Annotated in this window: 14 protein-coding genes; 9 read left to right on the top strand and 5 right to left on the bottom strand. The window is 64.2% G+C overall.

Features of this window, described 5'->3' with window-relative positions; translation table 11 throughout:
• The first annotated feature begins 59 nt into the window (after positions 1-59).
• From DXH78_RS13260 to DXH78_RS13250, 3 genes are all read left to right on the top strand, one after another.
• Positions 60-1688: a tetratricopeptide repeat protein gene (locus DXH78_RS13260; RefSeq protein WP_168192802.1), complete on the top strand. Its 1629-nt coding sequence runs from the start codon at positions 60-62 to the stop codon at positions 1686-1688.
• Positions 1689-1783: 95 nt separating this feature from the next.
• Positions 1784-2299: a Dps family protein gene (locus tag DXH78_RS13255; RefSeq protein ID WP_115517479.1), complete on the top strand. Its 516-nt coding sequence runs from the start codon at positions 1784-1786 to the stop codon at positions 2297-2299.
• Positions 2300-2314: 15 nt separating this feature from the next.
• Complete coding sequence (locus DXH78_RS13250; RefSeq protein ID WP_115517478.1) at positions 2315-2722, top strand: DUF4260 domain-containing protein; 408 nt, start codon at positions 2315-2317, stop codon at positions 2720-2722.
• Here the strand turns inward: DXH78_RS13250 and DXH78_RS13245 are convergent.
• The gene (locus DXH78_RS13245; protein WP_115517477.1) at positions 2697-3647 is read right to left on the bottom strand and encodes a hypothetical protein; all 951 of its coding nucleotides are present in this window, start codon (positions 3645-3647) and stop codon (positions 2697-2699) included. The two genes, DXH78_RS13250 and DXH78_RS13245, sit on opposite strands and share 26 nt — an antisense overlap.
• A 41-nt stretch (positions 3648-3688) precedes the next feature.
• Positions 3689-4606, bottom strand: a complete 918-nt coding sequence (locus DXH78_RS13240; RefSeq protein WP_115517476.1) for a LysR family transcriptional regulator — start codon at positions 4604-4606, stop codon at positions 3689-3691.
• Positions 4607-4749: 143 nt separating this feature from the next.
• Here DXH78_RS13240 and DXH78_RS13235 point away from each other — a divergent pair, with 143 nt between their 5' ends.
• Positions 4750-5220 (top strand): DoxX family protein, encoded by a 471-nt coding sequence (locus tag DXH78_RS13235; protein WP_115517885.1) that lies wholly within the window; start codon positions 4750-4752, stop codon positions 5218-5220.
• Positions 5221-5338: 118 nt separating this feature from the next.
• Here the strand turns inward: DXH78_RS13235 and DXH78_RS13230 are convergent, their stop codons facing one another.
• The gene (locus DXH78_RS13230) at positions 5339-6130 is read right to left on the bottom strand and encodes an ATP12 family chaperone protein (RefSeq protein WP_115517475.1); all 792 of its coding nucleotides are present in this window, start codon (positions 6128-6130) and stop codon (positions 5339-5341) included.
• A gap of 315 nt (positions 6131-6445) precedes the next feature.
• Between DXH78_RS13230 and DXH78_RS13225 the strand changes: the two genes are divergently transcribed.
• From DXH78_RS13225 to DXH78_RS13205, 5 genes are all read left to right on the top strand, one after another.
• Positions 6446-8248: an FAD-dependent oxidoreductase gene (locus DXH78_RS13225; protein WP_115517474.1), complete on the top strand. Its 1803-nt coding sequence runs from the start codon at positions 6446-6448 to the stop codon at positions 8246-8248.
• On the top strand, positions 8218-10062 hold the full coding sequence (locus DXH78_RS13220) for a 2-oxoacid:acceptor oxidoreductase subunit alpha (protein WP_168192801.1): 1845 nt from the start codon (positions 8218-8220) through the stop codon (positions 10060-10062). Before DXH78_RS13225 ends, DXH78_RS13220 begins: the two co-directional genes overlap by 31 nt.
• Positions 10059-11114, top strand: a complete 1056-nt coding sequence (locus DXH78_RS13215; RefSeq protein WP_115517472.1) for a 2-oxoacid:ferredoxin oxidoreductase subunit beta — start codon at positions 10059-10061, stop codon at positions 11112-11114. The genes DXH78_RS13220 and DXH78_RS13215 overlap by 4 nt, the downstream gene beginning before the upstream one ends.
• A gap of 85 nt (positions 11115-11199) precedes the next feature.
• Complete coding sequence (locus DXH78_RS13210; protein ID WP_115517471.1) at positions 11200-12150, top strand: aldo/keto reductase; 951 nt, start codon at positions 11200-11202, stop codon at positions 12148-12150.
• A gap of 100 nt (positions 12151-12250) precedes the next feature.
• Positions 12251-13087, top strand: a complete 837-nt coding sequence (locus DXH78_RS13205) for a formate/nitrite transporter family protein (RefSeq protein ID WP_115517470.1) — start codon at positions 12251-12253, stop codon at positions 13085-13087.
• 3 nt (positions 13088-13090) lie between these two features.
• Here DXH78_RS13205 and DXH78_RS13200 read toward each other — a convergent pair whose 3' ends face one another.
• Positions 13091-13510, bottom strand: coding sequence for a hypothetical protein (locus tag DXH78_RS13200; protein WP_115517469.1), 420 nt, complete (start codon positions 13508-13510; stop codon positions 13091-13093).
• Positions 13511-13565: 55 nt separating this feature from the next.
• Positions 13566-14816 (bottom strand): RluA family pseudouridine synthase, encoded by a 1251-nt coding sequence (locus DXH78_RS13195; protein WP_245416873.1) that lies wholly within the window; start codon positions 14814-14816, stop codon positions 13566-13568.
• Between the last annotated feature and the right edge of the window lie 265 nt (positions 14817-15081).

Here is a 15081-nt window from a genome sequence, read left to right as displayed (position 1 = left end):
GGATGAGGGCGGAAAAGGGAGTCTTGGAATCCCAGCCAATCCCCCCTAGAAGCGCGGCCATGACCGATCCGAATGCCACGCCGCAAACCATCGCCCAGATCCTGCAACAGGGCCTTTTCCACCACCGCCAGGGCCAGCTGCGCCCGGCGATGGAGCGGTATATGGAGGTGCTGCGGATCAATCCGGAGCACGCCGAGGCGCTGTATTGCTGCGCCGTGGTCGCCTGCGCCGAGGGCCAGTTCAAGGAAGGCGTCGAGGTCGTGCGCCGGGCCATCAAGTTCGGCCCCGCCACCGCCAAGATGTACAATGTGCTGGGCCAGGCGCTGGACCGGCTCGGCGAGCCCTTGGAGGCCATCAAGGCCATCGACCAGGCCATCGCGCTCGACCCCAAGCTCGCCGCCGCCCATGGCAACCGTGCCAATATCATGGTCGATGCCGGCATGCCGCTGGAGGCGCTCAAGAGCTTCGACAAGGCCATCGACCTCGATCCGGCCTCGGTGCCGGACCTGATCAACCGCGGCGCGCTTTATGAAAGCATCGGCCGCCCAGCCGAGGCGCTGAAGGATTACGACAAGGCGCTGATGGGCTCGCCGGGCGATCCGCGCATCCTGATGAACCGCGGTGCGGTGCTAAAGGATCTCGGCCTTCTCGATCTCGGCGGCGGCGCGGAGACCTCGCCGCGCTTCAAGGAGGCGATCGCTTCCTACGATCAGGCCATCAAGGCGGCGCCGCGCATGCATGAGGCTTTCGCCGCGCGTGGCCAGATCAAGATGATGCTCGGCGACTGGCCTGCGGGCTTTGCCGATTACGACCATCGCGGCCAGTTGCCGGAGCCGACCTACAAGGCCCTGCCCGAGCCGCGCTGGCATGGTGAGGAGCGCAAGGGCGAGCGCATCGTGCTGACGAGCGAGCAAGGTCTCGGCGACGCCATCCAGTTCTCGCAGCTCGCGCCGTGGCTGGCGGCGCAAGGCCATGACGTCACCCTCATGGTGCGGCCGGGGCTGAAGGCTTTGCTGTCGACGCTGGAAGGCGTCACCATCGTTACCAGCGAAGACGAGTTGCGGACGAGCGACAAGCCGATGCGCTGGGCGCCGCTGATGAGCGTGCCCGGGATCATGGAGCTGACGCCGGACGAAATGCCGTGCCAGGCGCCTTACCTGAAGGCCGAGCCGGCGCGCGTTGCCAAATGGCGCGACACGCTGGGCGAGCGCAAGGCATTCCGTATCGGCATCAACTGGGCGCCGGGCCATGCCGACCGCACCGTGACGTCGCGGCGCGATATTCCGCTCGCCGCCTTCAAGGCCATCGCCGACCTGCCCGGCGTCGAACTCTATGCCTTGCAGAAGGGCGCGCCGCTCGAACAGATCAAGGGCGTGTCGTTCCGCGAGCAGATCAAGGTGCTCGACGCCGACAACGATCCGAAGGCGCCGCTCTTCCTCGACACCGCGGCCATCATCGACAATCTCGATCTGGTGATCGGCTGCGACACCGCCATCGTGCATCTGGCCGGCGCGCTGGGGCGTCCGGTCTTCACCGCGGTGCCGGTGATTTCCGACTGGCGCTGGATGATCTCGCGCGACGACACGCCGTGGTACCCGACCATGCGAGTATTCCGCCAGGACTCCAGCGGCAACTGGGCGGCGCTGATGGCAAGGGTCGCGGCGGCGGTAGCCGAATTACGCGGCTAGGCAAACGGGCATAGCCGACCGTCATTAAGTCGACATGGAACTTTGCCGGTTCCAACCTATTATTGGCATATCCCTGCCAACAAAGGATTTGCGTCATGGCCCCTCCTGCCACTCCGCGTTTGAAAACCCCGAGCGATCTCGGCGACAATGCCCGCAAGGACATTGCCGGCGCCGTCAATGCGCTGCTCGCCGATGCCTTCGCGCTCTATATCAAGACCAAGAATTTCCACTGGCATGTCAGCGGCCCGCATTTCCGCGACTATCACCTGCTGCTCGACGACCAGGCCGCCGAAATCCTCGCCACCACCGATGAGCTGGCCGAGCGCGTCCGCAAGATCGGCGGCAACACCATCCGCTCGATCGGCGACATCGCCAAGAAGACGCGTATCGCCGACAACGACGCCGCCTATGTGTCGCCGGAAGATATGCTCGCGGAGCTGCGTGACGACACCCAGCGCGTCATCACCGCCATGCGCGAGACCCACGATTTGTGCGACGAACATAACGACGTCGCCACTGCGAGCCTGCTGGAGAACTACATCGACGCCGCCGAAAAGCGCGTCTGGTTCCTCTACGAGATCGGCCGCAAGGGCTCGCCCGACGGCCACTAAGGGCCAATTGAACAAATGAACGAAACCGGGTCGGCTACCGGCGTCCCTCGGCTCCTGGTGCGGGCCGAGGGCGCGGCATTGCTCGCGATCGCCGTCCTGCTCTACGCGCGAACCGGCGAGTCGTGGTGGCTGTTCGCCGCGCTGTTTCTCGCGCCCGACCTGAGCTTCGCCGGCTATCTCGGCGGCCCGCGCCTCGGCGCTATCGCCTATAATTGTCTGCACACGCTGATTGCACCGGCGGCGCTCGGTGTCGCCGGCTTGCTGCTCGCCAAGACATTGGTCATCGCACTGGCGCTGATCTGGGCCGCGCATATCGGTTTCGACCGCGTGCTCGGCTATGGTCTGAAATACGCCGCCGGCTTCGGCTTCACTCATCTCGGCCGCATCGGGCGCGACGCTAGGCCGACGCCATCCGCCGATTGAACATCCACAGCCCGTAGGCGATCACCAACATCAGCACGCCGGCGAGCAGCACCGAGAAAGGTGTGGCGCCAAGGCGCTCGAACCACTGCGTATAAAAGTGGATGGCGCCGAAGGCGGCGGCGATATTGACGAGCCAGCGCCGGTTCACCGTCACCGCCCAGAGCGCGGCGCCGATCAGCGCCAGCGCCCAGCCGCTGCTGAAGACGTAATCCGGAATGACGATGCTCCGCATCATCTCGGCCGGATTGTGATCCTTGAAACCGCGCAGCAGAAACAACGGATCGCCCCACAGCGAGCCGACCCAGAAGCCGAAATTGACCAGCAGGATCGACGTGCGCGCCACTATGACGGCGAGGCGCTCGTCATCGGCCTTGAGCCGCAGCGAACCCCAGTAAGCCAGCAGCGCCAGCGCCGCGAACAGAACGATCGTCAATGTCGGCTCGAAGATGGCCAGCGAATACATCGCATGGCTGTAGCCGGTGCGGGCGCCGAGCGTCGCCGACAGCGCGATGACGGCCAGCGCAGCCAGAAGACTGGAGCGTGCGGCAAGCGACGCCGCGGCCAGCGCTGCAGTGACGATCAGCATCGAAGCGACCGAACCTTCCATCTCGCCGATGACGCCGCCGGCAAACATCAGCGCACCGGTGACCAGACAGATCTGTCCGAACACCGCCCATTGCGTGACCTTGTTGAGCACCACAGCGAGGCCGAGCATGAACAGGAGAATGCCGACGGCGATCACCGTCGCCGCGCTCGGCAGCAGCGCCACTGCCCCGGCAGCGATGGAGATGACGCCGAAGCCGATCAGGATATTGACGCCGAGCGAGCCGGTCTCCTGCGAGGCCAGCGCCTTGAGACGTTCAGCCTCCTCGGCCGTCAGCTTGCCGTCCTCGACGAGCTTGGACAGATCGAGCGTGATTTTCATAGGTGCCCCCCGGAGAGTCGCGATCATATCACGGACGTCGACTACGCCGTCGCGTCCCAATACGGCCTGTCGCCGCCGAAGCGTTCGGCGAGGAAATCGACGAAGGCGCGCACCTTGGGCGAGAGGTGCCGCGCCGTCGGATAGACCGCGTTCAAGGTCAGGTCCTGCGCGATATAGGGTTCGAGCACGCTGATCAGAGTCCCGGCCTTGAGGTCATCACCGACAATGAAGGTCGGCAGATGCACGAAGCCATGGCCGTGCAGCGCCGCCACGCGCAGCATGTCGCCACTATTGGCATTCATGCGGCCCCTCACCTCGACCGGCCATGGTGTGCCATCGTCAGGATGAATGAAGCGCCATTCGCGCGTGATGTTGATATTGGTGTTGCTGAGGCAATCGTGGCGTTTCAGATCGTCCGGTGTCTGCGGCACGCCGCGGCGTTTCAGATAATCCGGGCTGGCACAGAGCACGCGGCGAATGCTCGCGAGCCGCCGCGCCACCAGGCTTGAATCGGTCAGGCTGCCGATGCGCACCGCGACATCGACGCCCTCGTCGACCAGATCGACGAAACGGTCGCTCAGCGTGACGTCGAGCTCGACCTCCGGATAGCGGGCGAGAAAGTCCCCCAAAGCCGGGGCGAGATGCAGAAAGCCGAAACTCATCGGCGCATTAACCCGCAGGCGCCCGCGCGGCGCGGCCTGAAGTTGGCTGACTGACGCGTCCGCCTCCTCCAGATCGGCAAGGATGCGGCTGGCCCGCGCAAAGTAGTCGCGGCCGGCTTCGGTGAGGGTCAGCGAGCGCGTGGTGCGGTGGAAGAGCCGGGCGCCGAGACCGGCCTCCAGCGCCGCCACATGACGGCTAACAGCCGATTTGGACGACCTAAGGCGTCGGGCGGCCTCGGAAAAAGACTGTGTTTCCGCGACCTTGGCGAAGGCTTGGAGGGCGGCGAGCCGATCCATGATTGTCCCGAATATTGCAACAGTATTGTTACAATATCATAGATTGTTGCATCTTGGAATGGGCTCTACATCTGCGGGCACAGGCCGAGGCGATCCCGCCCGGCCACGCGAATTTCACCCCGATCCGAACCTTGGAGGCGACCATGTCGAATGCGACCTACACCACCGCCCGCCCGCTGATCCCCGCGCTGGCCCCTGTCACTAATGCCCTCGCCCCGCTGGGCGAGCCGCTGACCCGCATCGCCGCCGGCCTGCTGCTAGTGCCGCACGGCGCGCAGAAGCTGTTCGGCGCTTTCGGCGGCTACGGCGTCGAGGCCACCGGGCAGTTCTTTGCCACCAAGCTCGGCCTACCCGCCTCGTTCGCGCTGATTGCCGGCCTGATCGAGTTCGTCGGTGGCCTGTTCCTGGCGGCTGGCTTCCTCACCCGCCCGGTCGCGGCGCTGGTGGCCGGACTGATGATCGTCGCCGCAGTGAAGGTGCATCTGCCGGCCGGCTTCTTCTGGACCGACGGCGGCTACGAATATCCGCTGCTGTGGGGCATCGTCGCGCTGTCCTTCGTGCTGCGCGGCGGCGGCCGTTACTCGGTCGATGCGGCGATCGCGCGCGAGTTCTAAAGCGCGGGTTGCGAACATCGAGCTGACGACAAAGGGCGGCTGCGAAAGCATCCGCTCTTTTTTCTCTACCTGTCATTCCGGGACGCGCCTTTAGCAGCGCCCCGGAATGACGATCCTTTCAAACCAGCTTCAACACCTTTGCCGCGGCCTCATATTCGGCAAAGCGCGCGGCGCGACGTTCGATCGCCGCTTCGTAGCGGCCCCACTGCGACATCTGGAAATCCTCATCGACATGCGCGGCCGCCCAGAGCGCATCGGCGCCGAAGGCGCCGGCATTGAGCGCCAGCGCGATCAAGGCCGAGCCGGTGATGGTGGTCACCGACGCCATGGCGCCGAGGCGCCAGATATTTTTCAGATCACTTGAATCGACGGGTATGACCTTGCGCGCGGCTTCAATCGCTTCCCTCGGCTGTTCGGCAAAGACAATGCCTTCTATCAGCACGAAGCGCGCGCCGAGGTCATCACGCGCCCAGTCAAGCACCGGATTCCACAATTCGTTCTGCCGCGCCACAAGACCGGCCGGCTCGTGGGCGCGATAACACAGAAGGTCAGAACCGAGATATTTGCCGATCTCGTCGGCGACCGCTGCCGGTGCGGGCACGATGCCATCAACGATGACGTTGGCGAGCCGCGTCAGCGGCATGCGCGCCGGATCGATCTCAATCTCCTGCGCCTGCCATTCGCCCGCCAACGCGTCGGCCAGCACGGGCGACGGTGCCAGCAGCGGCCGCCGTGCCGGCGTCATCACCGGCTTGCCGTCGAGCAACAGCGGATGGCCCTGTTGGCCTGCCTCGCCGGCCCGCGCTTCCTTGTAGAAGCGCTTGCGTAAAGGCGTCTTGGCGCCCTGCCGGGCCGATACCATCGGATCCTTCGGCTGGTTCTCGAAAATGTCGTTGAAAATATCGCGCATTCACATCTCGGTTATCGCATCCGCCAGGGCGGCATTATCGCATCGCAACAGCCCGGAAATCCGGCGTGTCAGTACTGGTTTTCCGCCGGCTTCTTAGATGGTTATGCCGCGTTGCGAAAGGCAGGAGGCACCGCTTATGGAGCCCCCTGCGCCACTGCGGCCCGTAGCCTAAATTTATTCTAAGTCATATGATCACCTTCAAGAGTCGAGCCTGAGCTTAGAAAACAGGCCGATTTGGGGGACTGGTCGCGATGAGCGGCCGTACGCGAAGCGCGGCGCCAGAGTGCCGTCGTGTCACTCGCGGTCGAGGAAGCAATGAAGAGTACGGACATTTCCGACCCGCAGTACTTCCACAAGGTGGTGGACTGCCAGTATGCTTGCCCGGCGCATACACCCGTTCCCGAATATATCCGGCTGATCGCACATGGGCGGTACTCCGACGCCTACATGATCAACTGGCAATCGAACGTGTTTCCGGGCGTGCTCGGGCGCACCTGCGATCGCCCGTGCGAACCGGCCTGCCGGCGCGGCCGCGTCGAGGAAGAGCCGGTCGCGATCTGCCGCCTCAAGCGCGTGGCCGCCGATCTCAAGGACGACGTAACGGCTCGCATGCCACCGAAGCCGCAGCGGAAGAACGGCAAGCGCATTGCGCTGGTCGGCGGTGGTCCCGCCTCGCTCACTGTGGCACGCGACCTCGCCCCGCTCGGCTATGAATGCGTGGTGTTCGATGGCGACCGCAAAGCCGGCGGCATGATCCGCTCGCAGATCCCGAAATTCCGTTTGCCCGATAGCGTCATCGACGAAGAGACGGGGTACATTCTCAATCTCGGCGTCGAATTCCGCGGCGGCACCGTTATCTCCTCCATGAAGAAGCTGCTGTCGGAAAACTTCGACGCCATTTTCGTCGGCACCGGCGCGCCGCGCGGACGCGATCTCGACATTCCCGGCCGCAAGGAAGCCGCCGCCAATATCCATATCGGCATCGACTGGCTGTCGTCGGTGTCGTTCGGCCATATCAGCAAGATCGGCAAGCGCGTCATCGTGCTCGGCGGCGGCAACACCGCGATGGACTGCTGCCGCTCGGCGCGCCGTCTCGGCGGCGAGGACGTACAGGTGGTCGTACGCTCCGGCTTCGAGGAGATGAAGGCGAGCCCCTGGGAAAAGGAAGACGCCCAGCACGAGGGCATCCCGATCCACAATTACCTCGTGCCGAAAGCGTTCACACACCAGAACGGCAAGCTCACCGGCATCACCTTCGAGAAGGTGAAGGCGGAATTCGACGCCAAGGGTCGGCGCAAGCTGGTGCCCGCCGGCGAGCCCGATCAGCATTTCCCATGCGACGATGTGCTGGTCGCGGTCGGCCAGGAAAACGCCTTCCCCTGGATCGAGCGCGACTGCGGCATCGAGTTCGGCGACTGGGACATGCCGAAGGTCGATCAGGTCACCTTCCGCTCGACGCATCCCAAGGTGTTCTTCGGCGGCGACGCCGCCTTCGGCCCGAAGAACATCATCTGGGCGGTGGCGCACGGTCACGAAGCCGCGGTGTCGATCGACAAAATGCTCAATGGCGAGGACATCGCCGACCGCCCCCTGCCCGCGGTCGAGGTCATCAGCCAGAAGATGGGCATTCACGAATGGTCGTATGACAATGCCATCGAGCCGGACCTTCGCTTCAAGGTGCCGCTGCGCGATCTGGGCACGGCGCTGAAAGACATCAAGGCCGAGGTCGAACTCGGATTCGACGCCAAGCTGGCGCTGAAGGAAGCCGGGCGCTGCCTGAACTGCGACGTGCAGACGGTCTTCTCCGCCAACCTGTGCATCGAATGCGACGCCTGCGTCGACATCTGCCCGATGGACTGCATCACCTTCACGCCGAACGGCGAGGAGAAGGAGTTGCGCCAGCGCCTCCTGGTGCCGGCGCTCAACCTGACCCAGGACCTTTACGTGCAGGACGGTCTCAAGACCGGCCGCGTCATGGTCAAGGATGAGGACGTCTGCCTGCATTGCGGCCTGTGCGCCGAACGGTGTCCGACCGGCGCCTGGGACATGCAAAAGTACTTGCTGGAAATGACTCACGCAGGATCGTCATGCCGACCGCCACGCCGCTCAGCCGCGTAAACGACTTCGTCGTCCGCTTCGCCAACGTCAACGGCTCGGGTTCGGCGAGCGCCAACGAGATGTTCGCCCGCGCCATCCTGCGTATGGGCATCCCCGTCGCGCCGCGCAACATCTTCCCGTCGAACATTCAGGGCCTGCCGACCTGGTACGAAGTCCGCGTCACCGAGGACGGCCATCTCGGCGCCCGCGGCGGCACCGACCTGATGGTGGCGATGAACCCGCAGACCTTCGACAAGGACATCGCCTCGATCGAACCCGGCGGCTACCTGCTTTACGATTCCACCAAGCCCTACCCCGCCTCGAAATTCCGCGATGACATCACCGTGATCGGCGTGCCGCTCACCGCCATCTGCAACCGCGAATACACCGACCCGCGGCAGCGGCAGCTGTTCAAGAACATCATCTACATCGGTGTCCTCACCGCACTGCTGGAGATGGACGTCAAGGCGGTCGAGACGCTGATCGCCGAGCAGTACAAGGGCAAGGACAAGCTGATCGCACCCAACGTCAAGGCGCTGCATATCGGCCGCGATTACGCCGTCCTCAACCTCGCGCACCCCATCGGCCTGCGCCTGCGCAAGGCCGACAAGGTCGGCAACAAGATCTTCGTCGAAGGCAATGCCGCCGCCGCGCTCGGCGCGGTCTATGGCGGCGCCACGGTCTGCGCCTGGTATCCGATCACGCCGTCGTCGTCGCTGGCCGATGCCTTCACCAAGTGGTGCGCCAAGTACCGCGTCGATCCAACAACCAAGAAGGCCAAATACGCCATCGTCCAGGCCGAGGACGAACTGGCCTCGATCGGCATGGTGATCGGCGCCGCGTGGAATGGCGCGCGCGCCTTCACCGCAACCTCAGGGCCCGGCATTTCGCTGATGCAGGAGTTTATCGGGCTCGCCTATTTCGCGGAAATTCCGGCGGTGATCTTCAATGTGCAGCGCGCCGGCCCCTCGACCGGGATGCCCACGCGCACGCAGCAATGCGATCTCATCTCCTGCGCCTATGCCTCGCATGGCGACACCAAGCACGTCATGCTGTTCCCGGAAAACCCGGCGGAAGCCTTCGAGATGGGCGCCGAGGCCTTCGATCTGGCCGACCGACTGCAGACGCCGGTTTTCGTCATGCTCGATCTCGAGATCGGCATGAACCACCATCTCACCCGGCCGTTCCAATGGGACGACAACCGCACTTATGACCGCGGCAAGGTGATGACCTACGAGGAACTGGAAGCGGGCAAGGATTTCGGCCGCTATCTCGACGTCGATGGCGACGGCATTCCCTACCGCACCTATCCCGGCACGCATCCGACCAGAGGCTCGTTCTTCACCCGCGGCACCTCGCGCGACCGCTACGCCAAATATACCGAGGAAGGCGGGCCTTACGTCGACAATATGCAGCGCCTGCTGCGCAAGTTCGAGACCGCCAAGGACATTGTGCCGAAACCGCTGATCGCCAACGCGGCCAAGCCCTCCAAATACGGCGTCATCTATTTCGGCTCGACCGCGCCGGCGATGGACGAAGCGATCCACATGATCGAGGCGCGCGGCCACGGCATCGACCGGATGCGCCTGCGCGGCTTCCCGTTCCATTCCTCGGTCAATTCCTTCGTTGCCGACCACGACTTCGTGTTTGTGGTCGAGCAGAACCGCGACGCGCAACTGCGCTCGCTGATCGTCAACGAATGCGGCATCGACCCGGTGCGGCTGGTGCCGATCCTGCATTTTGACGGCACGCCGATCACCGCACGCTACATCGCCAAGGCGATCGGCGACCACCTCGACCAGATGACGATGAAACCGGCCAAAGTGACATCATGACCTATCTCGCCAAGCCAAAATTTCACCATCCGGGTCTGCCGAAGAACGAGCTCGGCTACACGCACCGCGACTACGAGGGCACGATATCGACCTTGTGCGCGGGCTGCGGCCACGACTCCATCACGGCCGCCATCATTCAGGCCTGTTTCGAACTGGCCATCGAGCCGCACCGTGTCGCCAAGATTTCCGGCATTGGCTGCTCGTCGAAGACGCCGACCTATTTCCTCGGCAATTCGCACGGCTTCAATTCGGTGCATGGCCGCATGCCGTCGGTTTTGACCGGCGCAAACCTCGCCAACCGCGACCTAATCTATCTCGGCGTTTCCGGCGACGGCGATTCAGCCTCGATCGGCCTCGGCCAGTTCGCGCACTGCCTGCGGCGCGGCGTCAACATGACCTATATCGTCGAGAATAACGGCGTCTATGGCCTGACCAAGGGCCAGTTCTCGGCCACCGCCGACCGCGGCTCCAAGTCCAAGCGCGGCGTCATCAACACCGACAATTCCATCGACATGGTGGCGATGGCGCTACAACTCGGCGCCACCTTCGTCGCCCGCTCCTTCTCCGGCGACAAGGAGCAGCTGGTGCCGATCATCAAGGCGGCGATCGCGCACAAGGGCGCGGCCTTCCTCGATGTCATTTCGCCCTGCGTCGCCTTCAACAATCATGCCGGCTCGACGCGGAGCTTCGACTTCGTGCGCGAGCACAATGAGGCGGTCAACCGGCTCGACTTCATCTCGACGCGGATGCCGATCGAACTGAAACAGGAGCCCGGAACCGTGGAAATCGTCGAGCAGCATGACGGCTCGACAGTCGCCCTGCGCAAGCTGTCCGCCGACTACGAGATACATGACCGCTCTGCCGCGCTGGGATTCCTCCAGCATCATTCGGCAAAAGGGCAGATCGTGACCGGCCTGCTGTTCGTCGAGAAAGAGGCGGAGGACCTGCACGCGCATCTGCATACGGTCGACAAGCCGCTCAATGCCCTCGGCACTGCGGACTTGTGTCCCGGTCAGGCCGCACTGGACCAGTTCAACGCCAGCATGCGGTAAGCGCAAGGCCTCTTCACGCCCACCGACATTGCCGGGCCTCATCCGGCATGACACGTTGCGCCGCACGCAACGAAGGACAATCGCCATGCAACCTCGCCCCCTCGGCCGTTCCGGCCTGTCGATCGCGCCCTTGATGCTTGGGGGCAATGTGTTCGGCTGGAGCGCCGACGAGACGATGTCGCACCGGCTGCTCGATGCTTTCGTCGATGCCGGTTTCAACGCCATCGACACCGCGGACAGCTATTCGCGTTGGGTCCCGGGCCACAAAGGCGGCGAGTCCGAAACCATCATCGGCCATTGGCTGAAGACGTCCGGCAAGCGCCGCAAGGTCGTCATCGCGACCAAGGTCGGCTCCGACATGGGCCAGGGCAAATGCCTCAAGAAGGACCACATCCTGCGCTCGGCCGACCAGTCGCTGAAACGCTTGCAGATCGACACCATCGATCTCTACCAGAGCCATTTCGACGACGAGGTGACGCCGGTCGAGGAAACGCTCGAGGCCTATGCCCAACTCATCAAGGCCGGCAAAGTGCGTGCCATCGGCGCCTCGAACCTGTCGCCGGCGCGGCTGAAAGCGTCATTCGAGGCGAGCCGCACTCACGGTCTGCCGCGCTATGAGACGCTGCAGCCGAACTACAATCTCTACGACCGCGCCGTCTATGAGAAGGATTACGAGCCGATCGCCACCGCCGAGAAAATCGGTGTCATTCCTTATTATAGCCTCGCCTCCGGCTTCCTCACCGGCAAGTACAAGAGCAAGGAAGACGCCGAAAAGAGCCCGACCCGCGGCGGCAAGGTAGAGAACTATTTCGATGCCCGCGGTGTTGCGATCCTCAAGGCACTTGATGAGATGGCGGGTGCAAAGTCGGCCACGCCGGCGCAAGTGGCGCTGGCCTGGCTGATGGCACGGCCGAGCATCACCGCGCCAATCGCCTCGGCAACCAAGCCCGACCAGCTCGCCGACATTCTCGGCGCGGCGAAGCTGTCGCTGACGAAGGACGAGGTCACAGCGCTGGACAAGGCCAGCGCGTATTAGCGCATCAGTAGCTGTCCCGTAGATCGGCGTCGGTTCCGGCGACGGAACTCCGGCCTGTTTCCAGCGTTGTTGGCCGCCCCCTCACGGACGGACCGGCGACATGGCGAAGCGGAAATCACCGGCGGCGAAGAACGGTCGCGGCATTACCGATGCCGAAGTCCGCGATGTCGAGGAATTGTCGACGCCGCGCGTACCGGTGATTTACGAGATCGTGCGCCGCCTGGGCGAAGAAGAGATGGAACGCCCGGCGTCCTCGTTGTGGTGGTCGGGCATAGCGGCCGGGCTGTCGTTGGGGTTTTCCGTACTGGCGGAGGCCATTCTGCTCATCCATCTGCCGGATGCGCCGTGGCGCCCGCTCGTCGCCAATTTCGGCTACAGCGTCGGTTTTCTCATGGTGATCCTGGCGCGGCAGCAACTGTTCACCGAAAGCACCATCACCGCCGTACTACCGGTTCTGAAGAACCTGACGCCGCGCATGCTGGGACAAATGGCGAGGTTGTGGGCCATCGTGCTTGCCGCCAATCTCATCGGCACGCTGCTGGCGGCGCTGTTCTATGCCTATACCCCCGTGCTCTCCAGCGAACTCTATGACGGCATGATCGCGGTCAGCCGCTCGTTGCTCAAGCTCGATGCCTCGCACATGTTTTTCGCCGGCATCTCGTCCGGCTTTCTCATCGCCACGATGGTATGGATGATCCCGAGCGCAGAGAGCGCGAAGTTCGTCGTCATCACCTTGATCACCTACCTGATCGCGGCGGGCGACTTTACGCATATCGTCGCTGGCTCGCTGGAGGCTTATCTGCTGGTGATCGCCGGCGACTGGACCGTGTGGCAGGCGCTTTTCACCTTCGCCCTGCCCGTACTGGCCGGCAACATTGTCGGCGGCACCGGACTGTTCGCAGTACTGTCCTATGCGCAGGTCAAAGACGAGATCTGAGCGTTATTGATTGACGCAACTGCCGAGATAAGCCGCCGGATTACCGGCATCCGCACCGTAAGCACCGAGTTGGTGGGCGCAGCGCATGGCGCGGTCCTGCCCAGTCTCGGTGCCATTCGGGCCTGACGGCGACAAGGTCCGCATATTCGGCAGCACACGCCCGGTTTCCGGCACCATGATCGCCGGCGGCACATCCACCCGCGGCGCAGCCGGCAGTTCCGGCGGCGGCGCACGATTGAGCCTTTCGCTGCGCGGCGTTTCGTATTTCGGTGGTAGCCACGGCTCCGGTTTGGGCTGCGGCCGCCGGCCCGGCTCCGGTGCAATGATGTTGTAAGGATCATCGAGCGACTGCGCCCGCGCCGGAAGCGCGAGATTCGGCATGGCCATCGCAATCAACAGGACGGTTACGACACGGCGCTGCATCACGTATATCTGGCGTCGAAAACGGTGCCGGGCCAGTACCATCACCGCCTTGTGTTCAATCCTCATCGGGCGCATCGACGATGGGGTCGAAGCGCTCTGCGTCGAGTCCGAGCAGGTTCCACGACTGCTGCATATGCGGCGGCAACGGCGCCGACACATCGATGGTGCCGCCGCGCGGATGCGGCACGACAATGCGGCGGGCGAGCAGATGCAGCTTGTTCTGAATGCCGCCAGGCAGTTCCCAATTTTCGATGTTGAAGTATTTCGGATCGCCGACGATGGGCGAACCGACATGCGCCATGTGCGCGCGGAGCTGATGGGTGCGGCCGGTGACCGGCTTGAGCGACACCCAGGCCAGCTTCTGCGCCGAGGTCTCGACCACGGCGTAATAAGTCACGGCATGGACCGCGTCCTTCTCACCGTGTTTGGCGACACGCATGAAGCTGTCTTCTTCCATCTCCTGCTTTACCAGATACGTCGAGATGCGGCCCTGCTTCGGCTTTGGCACGCCGGCAACCAGAGCCCAATAAATCTTGCGCGCCGAGCGTGTGCGGAAGGTCTTGGCCAGTGCCGCGGCGGCAAAGCGCGTCTTGGCGACAAGCAGACAGCCCGCGGTGTCCTTGTCGAGACGGTGCACCAAGCGCGGTCTTTGCGCATCGACGCCGGGACCGCGCAGCGCTTCGAGCAAGCCGTCGACATGACGCGTGGTGCCGGAGCCGCCCTGCACGGCAAGGCCCATCGGCTTGTTGAGCACCAGCACGTCGTCGTCCTCGGCCAGAGTGATCGACCGCAGATATTCTCGATCCTTCAGCACCTGTGGCGAATCCTCACGCACCCGCGGCGCCGCGAGCTGCAGCGGCGGAATGCGGATCTCCTGCCCCGCTTCGAGCCGCGATTTGGTCTCGGTGCGCTTGCCGTTCACGCGCACCTCGCCCTTGCGGACGATGCGCTGAATGTGGCTGAACGACAGCCCCGGAAAGCGCGCCTCAAAGAAGCGGTCGACGCGCATGCCATTCTCGTCCGGCGTCACCGTGACGGTCTGCACCTTCGTGGCTGCGGCGAGCGCGGGCGAAATTTCCGGCTCAGCCTTGCGCAACGGCTGCTCGGGCTCATGACGGAGCGTCACACGCGGTGGCCTCTCCCCCTCATCCCGAGGGGGACGGCGCAGCCGGCCTTCGGAAGACGGACGGGTACCTTCGCTACGTCTTACGCCGTCGCCCTTCGCGAGCCGGCGCCTTGGCTCGTCGAAGACACGCGCCGACGCGCTTTTTGCGCCGCGCGCCTCAGGGTGACGGGCCAAGGACAGCGGCCGGCCAGCTTCGTCACGCCGCGCCGCGTCAGGCTTCCCGCGCGGGCGCTCACTGCGTTCCCCACCAAATTTGCCCGCAGACTTACCGGCAGACTTGTTGGGAGGCCTGCCACCAAACTTGCCGCGCTCGGCGCGTTCGTCGTCGAGGCGGGACTTGCCGCCGCGACCGCCGAAACGATCCTTGCGCCCGCCGCGCCCCTCGGGAGTCCGGCCGCGCGGCCCTTGTCGCGGGCCCGCCGTCTGCTTGCCGCCGCCCGGCTGA

The sequence above is a fragment of the Undibacter mobilis genome, from assembly GCF_003367195.1.
GTDB lineage: Bacteria > Pseudomonadota > Alphaproteobacteria > Rhizobiales > Xanthobacteraceae > Pseudolabrys > Pseudolabrys mobilis.
This window is presented reverse-complemented; position numbering and strand designations above follow the sequence as displayed.